This is a genomic window from Streptomyces lasiicapitis, from assembly GCF_014646335.1.
GTDB lineage: Bacteria > Actinomycetota > Actinomycetes > Streptomycetales > Streptomycetaceae > Streptomyces > Streptomyces lasiicapitis.
The window spans coordinates 65,366-79,668 of record NZ_BMNG01000018.1 but is presented as its reverse complement, the minus strand read 5'-3'; the positions used below and the strand labels follow the sequence as shown (position 1 = coordinate 79,668).

General features: G+C 71.6%; 14 protein-coding genes. 9 read left to right on the top strand and 5 right to left on the bottom strand.

Translation table 11 applies throughout. The annotated features are described in order from the left end of the window. Positions 1-31 precede the first annotated feature (31 nt). From glmU to IEY91_RS34075, 5 genes are all read left to right on the top strand, one after another. A complete protein-coding gene (glmU, locus tag IEY91_RS34095) occupies positions 32-1,498 on the top strand; it encodes a bifunctional UDP-N-acetylglucosamine diphosphorylase/glucosamine-1-phosphate N-acetyltransferase GlmU (protein WP_164324130.1) in 1,467 nt (488 codons plus the stop codon). Positions 1,499-1,621: 123 nt separating this feature from the next. Beyond that, the gene (locus IEY91_RS34090; protein ID WP_164324128.1) at positions 1,622-2,608 is read left to right on the top strand and encodes a ribose-phosphate diphosphokinase; all 987 of its coding nucleotides are present in this window, start codon (positions 1,622-1,624) and stop codon (positions 2,606-2,608) included. Positions 2,609-2,818: 210 nt separating this feature from the next. Then, positions 2,819-3,409: a 50S ribosomal protein L25/general stress protein Ctc gene (locus tag IEY91_RS34085; protein ID WP_164324126.1), complete on the top strand. Its 591-nt coding sequence runs from the start codon at positions 2,819-2,821 to the stop codon at positions 3,407-3,409. An 81-nt stretch (positions 3,410-3,490) separates the two neighbouring features. Then, the gene (gene pth / locus IEY91_RS34080) at positions 3,491-4,087 is read left to right on the top strand and encodes an aminoacyl-tRNA hydrolase (protein WP_189176953.1); all 597 of its coding nucleotides are present in this window, start codon (positions 3,491-3,493) and stop codon (positions 4,085-4,087) included. Between the two features lie 103 nt (positions 4,088-4,190). Beyond that, positions 4,191-4,646 (top strand): hypothetical protein, encoded by a 456-nt coding sequence (locus IEY91_RS34075; RefSeq protein WP_189176952.1) that lies wholly within the window; start codon positions 4,191-4,193, stop codon positions 4,644-4,646. A 77-nt stretch (positions 4,647-4,723) separates the two neighbouring features. Here IEY91_RS34075 and ppc read toward each other — a convergent pair whose 3' ends face one another. Further along, positions 4,724-7,492 (bottom strand): phosphoenolpyruvate carboxylase, encoded by a 2,769-nt coding sequence (ppc, locus tag IEY91_RS34070; RefSeq protein WP_373288083.1) that lies wholly within the window; start codon positions 7,490-7,492, stop codon positions 4,724-4,726. A gap of 370 nt (positions 7,493-7,862) precedes the next feature. On the opposite strand from ppc, the gene IEY91_RS34065 reads away from it, so the two are divergent. Beyond that, positions 7,863-8,894, top strand: a complete 1,032-nt coding sequence (locus tag IEY91_RS34065) for an acyl-CoA desaturase (RefSeq protein ID WP_189176951.1) — start codon at positions 7,863-7,865, stop codon at positions 8,892-8,894. Then, entirely contained in the window at positions 8,891-9,610 is a 720-nt protein-coding gene (locus IEY91_RS34060; RefSeq protein ID WP_373288082.1) for a TetR/AcrR family transcriptional regulator, read from the top strand. The genes IEY91_RS34065 and IEY91_RS34060 overlap by 4 nt, the downstream gene beginning before the upstream one ends. A gap of 7 nt (positions 9,611-9,617) precedes the next feature. Here IEY91_RS34060 and IEY91_RS34055 read toward each other — a convergent pair whose 3' ends face one another. Both IEY91_RS34055 and IEY91_RS34050 read right to left on the bottom strand, forming a co-directional pair. Further along, a complete protein-coding gene (locus IEY91_RS34055) occupies positions 9,618-10,016 on the bottom strand; it encodes a VOC family protein (protein ID WP_164324116.1) in 399 nt (132 codons plus the stop codon). After that, positions 10,016-10,846, bottom strand: a complete 831-nt coding sequence (locus tag IEY91_RS34050) for a trans-aconitate 2-methyltransferase (protein WP_189176950.1) — start codon at positions 10,844-10,846, stop codon at positions 10,016-10,018. The genes IEY91_RS34055 and IEY91_RS34050 overlap by 1 nt, the downstream gene beginning before the upstream one ends. A 146-nt stretch (positions 10,847-10,992) precedes the next feature. Here IEY91_RS34050 and tamR point away from each other — a divergent pair, with 146 nt between their 5' ends. Then, a complete protein-coding gene (gene tamR, locus IEY91_RS34045; protein WP_164324112.1) occupies positions 10,993-11,490 on the top strand; it encodes a MarR family transcriptional regulator TamR in 498 nt (165 codons plus the stop codon). On the opposite strand, the gene IEY91_RS34040 is transcribed toward tamR, so the two are convergent. After that, positions 11,449-12,225: a LuxR C-terminal-related transcriptional regulator gene (locus tag IEY91_RS34040; RefSeq protein ID WP_189176949.1), complete on the bottom strand. Its 777-nt coding sequence runs from the start codon at positions 12,223-12,225 to the stop codon at positions 11,449-11,451. The genes tamR and IEY91_RS34040 overlap by 42 nt on opposite strands. Before the next feature lie 264 nt (positions 12,226-12,489). Here IEY91_RS34040 and IEY91_RS34035 point away from each other — a divergent pair, with 264 nt between their 5' ends. Then, positions 12,490-12,945, top strand: a complete 456-nt coding sequence (locus IEY91_RS34035) for a GNAT family N-acetyltransferase (RefSeq protein WP_164328459.1) — start codon at positions 12,490-12,492, stop codon at positions 12,943-12,945. A gap of 171 nt (positions 12,946-13,116) precedes the next feature. On the opposite strand, the gene galK is transcribed toward IEY91_RS34035, so the two are convergent. Continuing rightward, positions 13,117-14,298 (bottom strand): galactokinase, encoded by a 1,182-nt coding sequence (galK, locus tag IEY91_RS34030; RefSeq protein ID WP_189176948.1) that lies wholly within the window; start codon positions 14,296-14,298, stop codon positions 13,117-13,119. Positions 14,299-14,303 lie beyond the last annotated feature (5 nt).

The window sequence follows — 14,303 nt, the reverse complement described above, 5'->3', positions numbered from 1 at the left end:
CCCCAAGCATCCGAAGCCGAAGGGCATCCCCGTGAGCGCCAATTGCCCGGCAGCCGTCGTCGTCCTCGCAGCGGGTGAGGGCACCCGTATGAAGTCGGCCACGCCGAAGGTCCTGCACGAGATCTGCGGCCGTTCCCTCGTCGGGCACGTCCTCGCCGCCGCCCGCGAGCTGTCGCCGCAGCGCCTCGTCGCCGTCGTCGGGCACGAGAGCGAGCGCGTCACCGCGCACCTCGCCGCGATCGACCCCGAGGTCCGCACCGCCTACCAGGCCCAGCAGAACGGCACCGGGCACGCCGTCCGCATCGGTCTCGAAGAACTCGGCGGGCCCATCGACGGCACCGTCGTCGTGGTCTGCGGCGACACCCCGCTGCTTACCGGCGCGACGCTGGCCCGGCTCGCGGGCACGCACTCCGCCGACGGCAACGCGGTGACCGTCCTGACCGCCGAGGTGCCCGACGCGACGGGCTACGGCCGCATCGTGCGCGACGGGGCGTCCGGCGCCGTGACGGCGATCGTCGAGCACAAGGACGCCACCGACTCGCAGCGCGCCATCCGTGAGATCAACTCCGGTGTCTTCGCCTTCGACGGGCAGCTCCTCGCGGAGGCGCTCGGCAAGGTCCGCACGGACAACAGCCAGGGCGAGGAGTATCTGACGGACGTCCTCGGCATCCTGCGCGAGGCCGGGCACCGCGTCGGCGCCTGCGTCGCGGACGACCACCGCGAGATCGCCGGCATCAACAACCGCGTCCAACTCGCGGACGCCCGCCGGGTCCTGAACGACCGCCTCCTCACCGAGGCGATGCTCGCGGGCGTCACCGTCGTCGACCCCGCGTCCACCTGGATCGACGCCACGGTCACCGTGGAGCGCGACGCCGTGGTGCACCCCGGCACCCAGCTCCAGGGCGCCACGCACCTGGGCGAGGGCTGCGAAGTCGGCCCGAACACGCGCCTGAAGGACACCACGGTGGGCGCGGGCGCGCGCGTCGACAACACGGTCGCGGACGGCGCCGAGGTCGGGGAGCAGGCGAACGTCGGCCCGTTCGCGTATCTGCGGCCGGGCACCCGGCTCCTCGTGAAGGCCAAGGCCGGTACGTTCGTGGAGATGAAGAACGCCACGATCGGCGCGGGCTCCAAGGTCCCGCACCTGAGCTACGTGGGCGACGCGACGATCGGTGAGATGACCAACATCGGCGCCGCGAGCGTGTTCGTGAACTACGACGGCGAGGCCAAGCACCACACGACGGTGGGCTCGCACTGCAAGACCGGTTCGGACAACATGTTTGTGGCTCCTGTCACGATTGGCGACGGCGCCTACACCGCCGCCGGCTCCGTGATCACCAAGGACGTGCCGGCCGGTTCGCTGGCCGTCGCCCGGGGCCAGCAGCGGAATATCGAGGGCTGGGTGGCCCGCAAGCGCCCGGGAAGCGCCGCCGCGAAGGCCGCGGAGGCCGCGTCCCGCGCCCCCGAGGCCCCTGAAAATCCAGTCGGCGAAAGCTGACCGGAAACAGGTACGCCTGACACCGCGTACCGTGATAGGTGCACGAAACCTGATGGGTGCATGAAATTTTCGGCTGGTTCGCGCGACCTCGCGGCCAGGGAACACGTCCGAGGAGACTGTGCTGTGAGCGGGATCAAGACGACCGGCGAGAAGAAGATGATGTTCTTCTCCGGCCGCGCCCACCCCGAGCTGGCCGAGGAGGTCGCACATCAGCTGGGCATCGGTGTCGTACCGACGAAGGCCTTCGACTTCGCCAACGGCGAGATCTATGTGCGCTATCAGGAGTCGGCGCGCGGCGCGGACTGCTTTTTGATCCAGAGCCACACGGCTCCGATCAATAAGTGGATCATGGAGCAGCTGATCATGATCGACGCCCTGAAGCGGGCCTCCGCGCGGAGCATCACCGTGATCGTGCCCTTCTACGGCTACGCCCGCCAGGACAAGAAGCACCGCGGCCGCGAGCCCATCTCGGCCCGCCTCGTCGCGGACCTCCTGGGTGCCGCGGGCGCCGACCGCATCGTGTCGGTCGACCTGCACACCGACCAGATCGTCGGCTTCTTCGACGGCCCCGTCGACCACCTCTTCGCGCTGCCGATCCTCGCGGACTACGTGGGCGCGAAGGTCGACAAGGACAAGCTGACCGTCGTCTCCCCCGACGCCGGCCGCGTGCGCGTCGCCGACCGCTGGTGCGACCGCCTGGGCGCCCCCCTGGCGATCGTGCACAAGCGCCGCGACAAGGACGTCGCCAACCAGGTCACCGTGCACGAGGTGGTCGGCAACGTCGAGGGCCGCGTCTGTGTCCTCGTCGACGACATGATCGACACCGGTGGCACCATCTGCGCCGCCGCGGACGCCCTGTTCGCGCACGGCGCCGAGGACGTCATCGTGACGGCCACGCACGGCGTGCTCTCCGGCCCGGCCGCCGACCGTCTGAAGAACTCCAAGGTCAGCGAGTTCGTGTTCACCAACACGCTGCCCACGCCGAACGAGCTGGAGCTCGACAAGATCACGGTCCTGTCGATCGCCCCGACCATCGCCAACGCGGTCCGGGAGATCTTCGAGGACGGCTCCGTGACCAGCCTGTTCGAGGAGCAGGGCGGCCCCGCGTAGCCACACGTGCCCGGCATCTCCCGGGCACCACGCAAGATCCTTTTGGGTGCGGCCTCCGCTCCGAGTAGACTGTCGAAGTTGCTCGGCGAGGGAGGCCGCACTCGCGTTTGTAAGAACGCAGTGTGTGGCGGTCCGTTATCGACGCGCTCTTCGTAGCAGGCCAGTCGTGGCCGGGTGACGCACCTTTCACCTTTCTACGAGGAGTGCAACATGTCTGAGGTCAAGCTCAGCGCCGAGACCCGTACCGAGTTCGGCAAGGGCGCCGCCCGCCGCATCCGCCGCGAGGACAAGGTCCCCGGCGTCCTGTACGGCCACGGCACCGACCCGGTCCACATCGCCCTGCCCGGCCACGCCCTGCTCATGGCCCTGCGCACGCCGAACGTCCTGATCTCCCTGGACATCGACGGCAAGACCGAGCTGGCCATCCCGAAGGACGTGCAGCGCGACCCCATGCGTCAGGGCATCCTGAAGCACGTCGACCTGCTCCTCGTGAAGCGCGGCGAGAAGGTCAACGTGGACATCTTCGTCCACACCGAGGGTGAGCTCGCCCCGGGCGCCAACCTCCTGGAGCACGTCCTCAACGCGCTTCCGGTCGAGGCCGAGGCCACCCACATCCCCGAGTCCGTCACGGTCTCCATCGCGGGCCTGGACGCCGGCGCGTCCGTCCTCGCCAAGGACATCCCGCTGCCGGCCGGCACCAAGCTGGCCGTCGACGACGACACCGTCGTCCTGCAGGTCCTGGCCGCGCAGGCCGAGGAGGCCCCGGCCGACGCCGCGGGCGACGAGGCCGCCGAGGCCTGATCCCCTCAGTTCATACCGCAACCGCCGCCCAGGCACTGGGCGGCGGTTGCGCTATGAAGGTGCCATGAAGGAGACACAGAGATGACGACGGACCCCAGCGCCCCCTGGCTGATCGTGGGCCTCGGCAACCCCGGCCCCGGCTACGCCATGAACCGGCACAACGTGGGCTTCATGGTCGCCGATCTGCTCGCCGACCGCATCGGCGGCAGCTTCAAGCGGGCCGCCAAGGCGCAGGCGCACGTCCTGGAGGGCCGTATCGGCCCGATGGGCCCCGGCAGCCGCCGCGTCGTCCTCGCCAAGCCCTCCTCGTACATGAACCTGTCGGGCGGCCCCGTCACCTCGCTGCGCGACTTCTACAAGGTCCCGACGGCGAACATCGTCGCCGTCCACGACGAGCTGGACATCGACCACGGCGTGCTGCGCCTGAAGCTGGGCGGCGGCGACAACGGCCACAACGGCCTGAAGTCGATGACCAAGGCGATGGGCCCCGACTACCACCGGGTCCGCTTCGGCATCGGCCGCCCGCCGGGCCGCATGCAGGTCGCCGACTTCGTACTGAAGGACTTCTCCAGCACCGAGCGCAAGGAGCTCGACTACTTCGTGGACCGCGCCGCGGACGCCGTGGAGTGCCTCGTCACCGAGGGCCTGGAGCGGGCGCAGAGCACGTACAACTCCTGACGTACGGGACACTTGCGGCGTACGGGACGACAACTCTCGCGTACGGGACGTTCGCGCCGTCGGCTGTTGACGGAGCGTGGTGGCCTCCCCAAGGATCGCCGCCATGCCCGCATACGCACTACGGGGCGCGGCAGGGATCGTCGCCGCTCTCATCCTGGCCGCCGGTGTCTGGGCGTCGTGGGACTCGGCGCGATACGTGATGGTCTCCGGCGGAGGGCGGGAACGGGGCACGCTGTCCCTCGCGCGCTGCGGCGACGACACCTGCACCGGCCCGTACGCCCCCGCGTCCGGCGACAAGCCGCGCGACCGTGTCGTCATCGACAAGTCGGTCGCGACCCCCAAGGGCGAGCGCATCCCGGTCGTGGTCAAGCCCGACTCGGACGAGGCCGTCCGCAGCGGCGGTCCGGGCTTCCTGCACGCGTGGCTGCCGCTGGGCGGAGCGCTGCTCCTTGCCGCGGTGGTGGTGGCGGGGGGCCTGCGGCTGAACCGGATGGCAGGGGTACTCGCGCTCGCCGGGGGCGTCCAACTGTCGGCGGCGTTCGCCGCGTTGAGCCTCTGAGGCAGCGGTCTCCAGATGTACGAGGGCCCCCTCACCCGCGCGGGTGAGGGGGCCCTCGTACATCTCAAGGCGTGGCGTCAGCCGGTGTTGCGCAGCCCCGCCGCGACGCCGTTGACCGTGAGCAGCAGCGCCCGCGCGAGGAGCGGGTCGGCCTCCTCGCCCGCGGCCGCCGCGTCCCGCTGCCGCTTGAGCAGCGCGACCTGGAGGTAGGAGATCGGGTCCAGGTAGGCGTCGCGGATCGCGAAGGTCTGCTGGAGCACCGGGTTGGAGCCGAGCAGTTCCTGGCCGCCGGTGATGCGCAGCACCTCGGAGACGGTCAGCGCGTGCTCGGCCTCGATCACCGAGAAGACGTGCTTCAGGTTCTCGGGCACGAGCGTGTCCACGTAGTGCCGGGCGATGCGCAGGTCGGTCTTGGCGAGCGTCATCTCTACGTTGGAGATGAAGTTCTGGAAGAAGTGCCAGTGCTCGTGCATCTCGTCGAGCACTGTGTCCAGGCCGGATTCGCGCAGCGCCTTGAGGCCGGAGCCGACGCCGAACCAGCCGGGCACGATCTGCCGCGACTGGGTCCAGCCGAACACCCACGGGATGGCGCGCAGGCCGTCGAGCGAGACGCCCGAGCCGGGGCGGCGGGATGGCCGGGAGCCCAAGTGCAGGTCGGCGAGCTGGTCGACCGGCGTGGAGGCGAGGAAGTAGGTCGGCAGGTCCGGGTCCTCGACCAGCTCGCGGTACGCGGCGTGCGCGGCGTCGGACACCACGTCCATCGCGGCGTCCCAGCGGGCCAGGGCCTCGTCGGACTGGCGGGGGGACGTGTGCAGGGCGGAGGCCTGGAGGGTCGCGGCGACCGTCAGCTCCAGGTTCTCCCTGGCCAGGGACGGCACCAGGTACTTGTCGGAGATGACCTCGCCCTGCTCGGTCACCTTGATCTCGCCCTCCAGGGTGCCCCAGGGCTGGGCGAGGATCGCGTCGTGCGACGGGCCGCCGCCCCGGCCGACGGTGCCGCCGCGGCCGTGGAAGAGCCGCAGGCGTACGCCGTACCGGTGCGCGACGTCGCGAAGGCGGCGCTGGGCGCGGTGGATCTCCCACTGCGAGGTGGTGATGCCGCCGAACTTGGAGGAGTCGGAGTAGCCGAGCATGACCTCCTGGACGTCCCCGCGCAGCGCGACGAGGCGGCGGTAGGACGGGTCGGCCAGCATCTCGTCGAGGATGACGTCGGCGGCGCGCAGCTCGTCCGTGGTCTCCAGGAGCGGCACGATACCGATCTTCGCCCAGCCCGCGTGCAGGTCGATCAGGCCGGCCTCGCGCGCGAGCACGGACGCGGCGAACACGTCGTCGGCGCCCTGGCACATGGAGATGATGTACGACTCGATGACCTCGGGCCCGAAGACGTCGAGGGCCTTCTTCACCGTCCCGAACACGCCGAGCGTCTTCTCGCCGGCCGCGTCCAGCGGCGCCGGGGACGGCGCGAGGGGGCGGCGCGAGCGCAGCTCCTTGGCGAGCAGCTTCTGCCGGTACTCGCGCGGCATGTCCGCGTACCGCCAGGACTCCTCGCCGAGCCGGTCGAAGAGCTGGCCGAGCGCGTGGTGGTGGGCGTCGGCGTGCTCGCGCACGTCCATGGTGGCGAGCTGCAGGCCGAAGGCGGAGAGCGTACGGATCGTACGGTTCATGCGGCCGTCGGCGAACAGGCCGCCCTTGTGGGCGCGCAGCGACGTCTGGATGAGCGTGAGGTCGTGGATCAGCTCGGCCGTGCCCAGGTAGTCCCGGCCCGGCTCGTGCGCGGTGCCCCTGGCCAGGCGCTGCTTGGTGTTCTCCAGCTTCTGCCGGATGCAGGTGGCCTTGAGGCGGTAGGGCTCCTCGGCGTTGAGGCGCTTGTAGCGGGGGCTGATCTCGGGCAGCCGCTCCAGGTCGCACTGGAGCGAGGTGAGCAGCTCCTCGGTGGCGCCGGTGTAGCGGATGGAGTTGGACAGGAAGCCGCGGAGCTCGTCGATCATCTCCAGCGCGTCGTTGATGCCGTGCTCGTGCTGGAGGATCAGGACGTCCCAGGTGACGTCGGGCGTCACGTTCGGGTTGCCGTCGCGGTCGCCGCCGATCCAGGTGCCGAAGGTCAGCGGGCGGACCTCGCGCGGCAGCTCCACGCCGACGCGCTCCAGCTCCGCGGTGAGGTCCTCCAGGACGTCGCCGACGGCGCCCGCGTGCAGCTCGTCCAGGTAGTAGATGGCGTTGCGGGCCTCGTCGGCGGGCTCGGGGCGGACCACCCGGAGCTCGTCGGTCTGCCAGACCAGGTCGATGTTCTCGGCGAGCCGGGTGTCGTGGCGGCGCCGGTCGGACTCGATGACCGGGGTCTCCAGGAGCTCGGCGACGCGGCGCAGCTTGTTGAGCACGGAGCGGCGGGCGGCCTCCGTGGGGTGCGCGGTGAAGACGGGGCGCACGTTCAGGTGCCGCACGGTCTCGCGCAGGTGCTCGGGGTCGGCGTCCTTGAGGCGGTCCGCGGTGCGGGCGAGCAGACCGCCCTCGGCGGCGCGCTTGGCGCGCAGCTCGTGGCCGCGGTGCACCTGCTCGGTGACGTTCGCGAGGTGGAAGTAGGTGGAGAAGGCGCGCACGAGCTTGGCGGCCGTCTCCAGTTCGGTGCCGCCGAGGAGGCGGGCGGCGGCCTCGCCGTCCTCGCGGGTCAGCCGGCGGACCTTCTCCACGAGCTCGAGAAGTTCGGGGCCTTCCTGGCGTACGAGGGTCTCGCCGAGGAGGTCGCCGAGGCGACGGATGTCGGCGCGCAGCTCGCTGTTCGTACCGGCCGACGCGGTCCTTGTGCTCGCGGTGGCCGTGGTAGCGGTCTGGTCGTCGGCACTGCTCACAGGTGCGGCTCCTTGCGGTGAATCCCGCCGTTTCTGGTGGCAGGAGACTGGTGGGCACGTCTGGGAGGGGTCCCGGCCGTGGAACCGGGGGAGATACAGAGCGGACCGCGCTGTCCGACCGATCCAAGGATAGGTGTCGACGCGTGTTCGCCGACTCGCGGCCTCTTGCCGCGCGGCCGCGCACTGCGATACTTACGAGGCCGTAACCTACGGTCCCGTAGCCACGCGCGTGAGCGGGCCCTTCCCTGGGCACTCGCCCGTCCGGCGCCTTCCCGCCCGGCACCGCGCCGACACCTACGAAAGCCCGCAGTCACCCTCCAGACCGCTCCAGCCCTCAGCAGTCACCCTCTAGCCCTCAGGGGAAGCCCCTATGACCACAAGCCCGGACCTCATCGACGAATCCAAGGCGGCGCCGCCCGGCGTCGCGGCACCGTCCGCCACCCTGGGCGGTGAGCAGAAGCGCTCGCTCGAGCAGATCGCGCTGCTGCTGTTCATCACCGTCCCGTTCCTGGCCCTGGTGGCGGCGGTGCCGCTGGCCTGGGGCTGGGGCGTGAGCTGGCTGGACCTCGGCCTGCTGGTGTTCATGTACTACCTGGGCTGCCACGGCATCACCATCGGCTTCCACCGCTACTTCACGCACGGCTCCTTCAAGGCCAAGCGGCCGCTGCGGATCGCGCTCGCGGTGGCCGGGTCGATGGCGGTGGAGGGCCCCCTCGTCCGCTGGGTGGCCGACCACCGCAAGCACCACAAGTTCTCCGACGCCGAGGGCGACCCGCACTCGCCGTGGCGCTTCGGCGAGACGCTCCCCGCCCTGATGAAGGGCCTGTGGTGGGCGCACATCGGCTGGCTGTTCGACGAGGAGCAGACGTCGCAGGAGAAGTACGCCCCCGACCTGATCAAGGACCCGGCGATCCGCGCCGTCTCGCGCCAGTTCGTGCTGTGGACGGTGGTCTCCCTCGCGATTCCGCCGGTGGTGGGCGGTCTGGTCACGATGTCCTGGTGGGGCGCGTTCACGGCGTTCTTCTGGGGCTCGCTCGTCCGTGTCGCCCTGCTGCATCACGTGACGTGGTCCATCAACTCGATCTGCCACGCGGTGGGCAAGCGCCCCTTCAAGTCCCGTGACCGCTCCGGGAACGTGTGGTGGCTGGCCGTCCTGTCCTGCGGCGAGTCCTGGCACAACCTGCACCACGCCGACCCGACGTCCGCGCGGCACGGCGTGATGCGCGGCCAGGTCGACTCCTCCGCGCGCCTCATCCGCTGGTTCGAACAGCTCGGCTGGGCCCACGACGTCCGGTGGCCCTCGAAGTCCCGTATCGACGCCCGTCGCAAGACGGCCGACGAGCCGGATCCGACCGACGCGATGGGTGCCCCGGGCAAGCACCAGGCCGCAGACGCGGCATGATGGAACCCGTGGCGACCGACGCAAGGACACCGAGCACGACGCGCTCCGCGCGGGCCCCTCAGGGCTCCGCGAGTTCGAACACCGACAAGCCCCGGCGCACCCGCCGGACCCGGATGACCGGCGCCGAGCGCCGTGAGCAACTGCTGGACATCGGCCGCACCCTGTTCGCCGCCAAGGGCTTCGAGGGCACCTCGGTCGAGGAGATCGCGGCGAAGGCCGGCGTCTCCAAGCCCGTCGTGTACGAGCACTTCGGCGGCAAGGAGGGTCTGTACGCGGTGGTGGTGGACCGCGAGATGCGCCAGCTCCTGGGCATGGTGACCGGCTCCCTCACCGCGGGGCACCCCCGCGAACTCTGCGAACAGGCCGCCTTCGCCCTCCTCGACTACATCGAGGAGTACACGGACGGCTTCCGCATCCTGGTCCGCGACTCCCCCATCCCCCAGTCGACGGGCTCCTTCGCGTCCCTGATCTCCGACATCGCCACGCAGGTCGAGGACATCCTCGGCCAGGAGTTCAAGACCCGCGGCTTCGACCCCAAACTGGCCCCCCTCTACGCCCAGGCCCTGGTCGGCAGCGTCGCCCTCACGGGCCAGTGGTGGCTGGACGTCCGCAAGCCCAAGAAGGCGGAGGTGGCGGCCCACCTGGTCAACCTGGCCTGGCACGGCCTGGACGGCCTGGAACCGAAGCCACGCCTGATAGGCCATCGCAAGTCCTGAGCGCGGCTCAGGCTCCCGGGCCGGGCACCGGCTCCGACGGCTTTGACGGCTCCGGCTCCAGGAACTCGAGCCGGTTGCCCACCGGGTCCTCGGAGTAGAAGCGGCGGTGGCCCGGCAGGGCGGTGTCCCAGACGACCTCGGCGCCCCGGGCCGCCAGCCGGGCCGCGTAGGCCTCGATGCCGGTGACGCGCAGCCCGGGGTGGGCCTTGCGGGCGGCGCGGAACCCGGCCTCGACGCCCAGATGGAGACGTACGTCACCGGCCTCGAACCAGCAGCCTCCGCGTGCCGCGAGCACCGGCGGCTTCGCGACCTCGGTCATCCCGAGCACGTCCACGTAGTACGCCCGCAGCGCGTCCTCGCTGCCGGGCGGGGCGGCGAGCTGCACATGGTCGACGGCGGCGAGCATCAGACCGCACCGCCTTTGCGCGCCACCGCGAACAGGCGTCGGAAGGGGAACACCGTCCCGTGCGCCCCGGCCGGGTAGGCCTCGCGGAGCAGGGCGCGGTATTCGTCCAGGAACGCCTCCCGGGCCGCGGGGTCGTCGGCGAGGGTCGTGAGGATCGGGCGCAGGCCCGTCCCCTTGACCCAGTCGAGCACCGGGTCGTCGCCGGTGAGCAGGTGCTGGTACGTGGTCTCCCAGACGTCGGCGGCGCAGCCGAGGCCGGTGAGCCGTTCCAGGTAGGCGGTGGGCGGCAGCACCGCGTCGGCGTGCCGCAGCACCGCGCCGAGCCGCTCGCGCCAGCGCCCGCTCGCGCACAGCTCCCGCATCAGGGTGTGGCTGGGCGCGTCGAAGTTGGCGGGCATCTGGACGGCGAGCACCCCGCCGGGGCGCAGGCCCGCGACCCAGCCGGGGATGCGGTCGGCGTGCCCGGGCACCCACTGGAGCGTGGCGTTGGAGAGGATCAGGTCGTACGTCTCCGGGGCGGGCGCCCACGTACCGGCGTCGGCGTGCGCGAACTCCAGGCGGCCGCCGCCCGCCCTGGGCCCCGCGAAGGCACCGGCCTCGCGCAGCATCTCGGCGGAGTTGTCGAAGCCGGTGACGTGCGCGTCGGGCCAGCGCTCGGCGAGCAGCACGGTGACGTTGCCGGGCCCGCAGCCGAGGTCGGCGATGCGGGGCGCGGGGGCGGTGGGCAGCGCGGGCACCTGGGCGAGCAGGTCGCGGAAGGGGCGGGCGCGGTGGCCGGAGTGGCGCAGGTACTGGTCCGGGTCCCAGGTGGGCGACGCGGTGGACGGCATGGGTGCTCCTCTGCGTACCGAAGGGTTCCCTTTCCGTACGGAAGGGGTTCCCTTTGCGTACCGAAGGGGGCTCCCCTTCATCCTCGACCCCGAAGTATCTTGACGTCAAGAGACTTCATGTCGACAGACCCCCTACACTGATCGTCATGGAGGACGAGGTCGACCGGCTGGTCGCTGCATGGCGTCGGGAGCGCCCTGACCTCGACGTGGAACCGCTCGAGGTGCTGAGCCGCGTGAGCAGGCTGGCGCGGCATCTCGACCGCGCGCGTCGGCTGGCGTTCTCCGAGCACGAGCTGGAGCCCTGGGAGTTCGACGTGCTGACGTCGCTGCGGCGCGCGGGCGCGCCGTATCAGCTCTCGCCGGGCCAGCTCCTGACCCAGACCCTGGTGACATCCGGCACGATGACGAACCGCATCGACCGCCTGGCGAAGAAGGGCCTGGTGGAGCGCCTTCCGGACCCCAGCGACCGCCGCGGCGTCCTGGTGCGCCTCACCGACGAGGGCCGGGACCGCGCGGACCAGGCGCTCGCCGGACTCCTCGACCAGGAGCGGGCCATCCTCGGTGAGCTGTCGCGCGCGCAGCGCGGTGAACTGGCGGCGCTGCTACGCCAGTTGACCGCCCCGTTCGACAACGTCCCCGGCTAGGTCGACGGGTCCGACACCGGCCCGGCGGGCGAGGGCGACGGCGGCGAGCGTGGAGTGCACGCCGAGCTTCCCGAGGACGTTCTGCATATGGGTGCGGACGGTGTGCGGCGAGAGGAAGAGCCGCTCGGCGACCGCCTTGCGCCCGAGCCCCGCGACCATGCACCGCAGCACTTCCCGCTCGCGCGGCGTGAGGGACTCGACCAGCCGCTCGCTCTCCGTACGGTGCTTGCGGGCCGCGGTCAGCTCGCGCAGCACGCCGGTGAGCAGCGCGGGCGGCAGATGCGTCTCGTCCCGCAGCACGCCCCGGATGACCGTGAGCAGCCGCGACAGCGAGCAGTCCTTCGCCACCCAGCCGGAGGCACCGGCCTGCAGGGCGAGGGCCGCGCGGCGCGGGTCGTCCTTCTCGGCGAGCACGACGGTGCGCACCGCGGGCTGGCCCGAACGCACGCCCGCCACCAGGGAGATGCCGTCCACGAGCCCGTCCGCCTGCCCGTCGTGCACGGGCACGGCGGGGCGCGCTCCCTGGAGCGCGGACGCGGAGGCGCCGAGGTCGGCGTCCACCAACAGCACGTCGTATCTGCGGCCTTCCGCCGTCGCGCGGTCGAGACAGCGCAGCGCGGCGGGGCCGCTGCCCGCGGCGGACACGTCCACGTCGGGCTCGGCCGCCAGCGCCGCTGCGAGCGACTCGGCGAAGATACGGTGGTCGTCGACGACCAGGACTCGGATGCGAACCACGGAAACCCCCTTCCCCAAGCTCCTCAACGGAGCAGGGGATACCCCATCGTCGGAGTGCGTCCAGCGCGGGTACGGCGCCCGGGTGAGGGTCACCGCAGCCCGCACGGCCGCCGCCGTGCCGTGACTGCCCACCCCCACGCCGGGCGTCGTACCCGACTGTCTCGCCCCCTGATCGGCGCCGACCCCCACCGGCGCTGCCCTTCAGAGTACGGACGGGGGCCCCGAGCGGAAGTGGATTTGCAGAACTGATTGGCCAGCGCGTTTATGGTGAGCCGTATGTTTCGTATTGAGACAGGAGTCGACAAAGAACGTCTTCGTCTGCTTCGGGAGCGGTTGGTGGCGGCCAACACGGCCGCCTCACCTGTGCTTCGTGCCCTGCGCGGCACGCCCGATGAGCACGAGGAGCCGCTCGGGGTGTGGGCGCTGGGGGCCGACGGTGAGCTGGTCGGGGGGCTCGGGGGGTACACCTGGGCGCGGTGGCTGCACGTGAGTTGGCTGTGGGTCGCCGAGGGCTGCCGGGGGGCCGGGCTCGGGGGGCGGTTGCTCGCCGAGGGCGAGCGGATCGCTCTCGCCGAGCGGGGCTGCCGCCACTCCCGCCTCGAGACCTGGGACTTCCAGGCCCCCGCCTTCTACCGCCAGCAGGGGTACGACGTCGTCTGCGTGATCCCCGACTACCCGGAGGGCGCGAAGGAGTTCACGCTGACGAAGCGCTTGCGCTGAGGTGGGGGCCTTGCCGGGGGCTCCCCGCTGCGTCCATTAGCGCGCTCCGCGCGCGGGCACCCCTTCCCGAAACTGGGGCTCCGCCCCAGACCCCGTGTCGGCCTGGACGGCCTCGTCCTCAAACGCCGGACGGGCTAAGACCCTGCCGCAACCGGGGGCGCACCGCGAGGCTCACACCCGCCCCGCCCCCGCCGAAGCCACCGCAGGAAACACCCGCGGCGCCGCGAACCCCGCCCCCGCGAACGCCTCGCGGACCGACTTCGTGACGGCATCCGCGTCCGCCGCCTCCGCGAGGACAACCGCGGAACCCCCGAAACCGCCCCCGGTCATCCGGGCACCAAGCGCCCCGGCGCCGCAAGACGCCTCCACCACCAGGTCCAACTCCGCGCAGGAGATGCGCAGATCGTCCCGCAGGGACACATGCCCCTCGCTCAGGACGGGCCCGATCCCGCGCACATCCCCGGCGTCGAGCAACGCCATGACCCGCTCGACCCGATGGTCGTCGGACACGACGTGCCGGACGTAGCGCCGCACCCGCTCGTCGTCGATGTCGGGCAACCGGTCCAGGGCGGACGGGAGTTCGGCGAAGGGCACGTCACGCAGGTGGGTGACGCCAAGGGCGCGGGCCCCGGCCTCGCACCCGGCCCGCCGCTCCGCGTACGCCCCGTCCCCGAGCGCGTGCTTCACCCGCGTGTCGACGACGAGCAGCACAAGCCCCTCCCCCGCGAGATCGAACGGCACCTGCCGCACGGAGAGGTCACGGCAGTCGAGGTGCAGCACGTGGCCCGCCTCGCAGGCGGCGGACGCCATCTGGTCCATCACGCCGCACGGCACGCCGACGAAGGCGTTCTCGGCACGCTGGGCGACCAGCGCCAACTCACGCCGGGTGAGGTCGAGTTCGTACAGCTCGTCAAGGGCGAGAGCCGTGACGACCTCGAGCGCGGCGGAGGAGGAGAGGCCCGCTCCCGTCGGGACCGTGGACGCGAGGTGCACGTCCGCGCCCCCGACCGCGTGCCCCGCGTCCCGCAGCGCCCACACGACGCCCGCCGGATACGCGGCCCAGCCGCCGTCGGACAGCGGGGTCAGAGCGTCCACGGCCAGCTCCACGACGGGGCCCGCCACGTCCGCGGAGTGCACGCGCAGGATCCCGTCGTCGCGCCGGGCGACCGCCGCGACCGCGGTGTGCGGCAGGGCGAGCGGCATCACGAAGCCCTCGTTGAAGTCCGTGTACTCGCCGATGAGGTTGACGCGGCCCGGCGCGGCCCAGACCCCGGCGGGCTCGTACCCGTACAGCGCGGTGAACGCGGCGGACACCTCTGCGGCGGACACGGTGAACTCCTCGGCGGCGGACATCAGTT

Coding starts and splice junctions, on each gene's coding strand:
- IEY91_RS34085 (WP_164324126.1), top strand. CDS start 2,819: ATGTCTGAGGTCAAGCTCAGCGCCGAGACCCGTACCGAGTTCGGCAAG.
- pth (WP_189176953.1), top strand. CDS start 3,491: ATGACGACGGACCCCAGCGCCCCCTGGCTGATCGTGGGCCTCGGCAAC.
- IEY91_RS34075 (WP_189176952.1), top strand. CDS start 4,191: ATGCCCGCATACGCACTACGGGGCGCGGCAGGGATCGTCGCCGCTCTC.
- IEY91_RS34065 (WP_189176951.1), top strand. CDS start 7,863: ATGACCACAAGCCCGGACCTCATCGACGAATCCAAGGCGGCGCCGCCC.
- IEY91_RS34060 (WP_373288082.1), top strand. CDS start 8,891: ATGATGGAACCCGTGGCGACCGACGCAAGGACACCGAGCACGACGCGC.
- IEY91_RS34055 (WP_164324116.1), bottom strand. CDS start 10,016: ATGCTCGCCGCCGTCGACCATGTGCAGCTCGCCGCCCCGCCCGGCAGC.
- IEY91_RS34050 (WP_189176950.1), bottom strand. CDS start 10,846: ATGCCGTCCACCGCGTCGCCCACCTGGGACCCGGACCAGTACCTGCGC.
- tamR (WP_164324112.1), top strand. CDS start 10,993: ATGGAGGACGAGGTCGACCGGCTGGTCGCTGCATGGCGTCGGGAGCGC.
- IEY91_RS34035 (WP_164328459.1), top strand. CDS start 12,490: ATGGTGAGCCGTATGTTTCGTATTGAGACAGGAGTCGACAAAGAACGT.
- galK (WP_189176948.1), bottom strand. CDS start 14,298: ATGTCCGCCGCCGAGGAGTTCACCGTGTCCGCCGCAGAGGTGTCCGCC.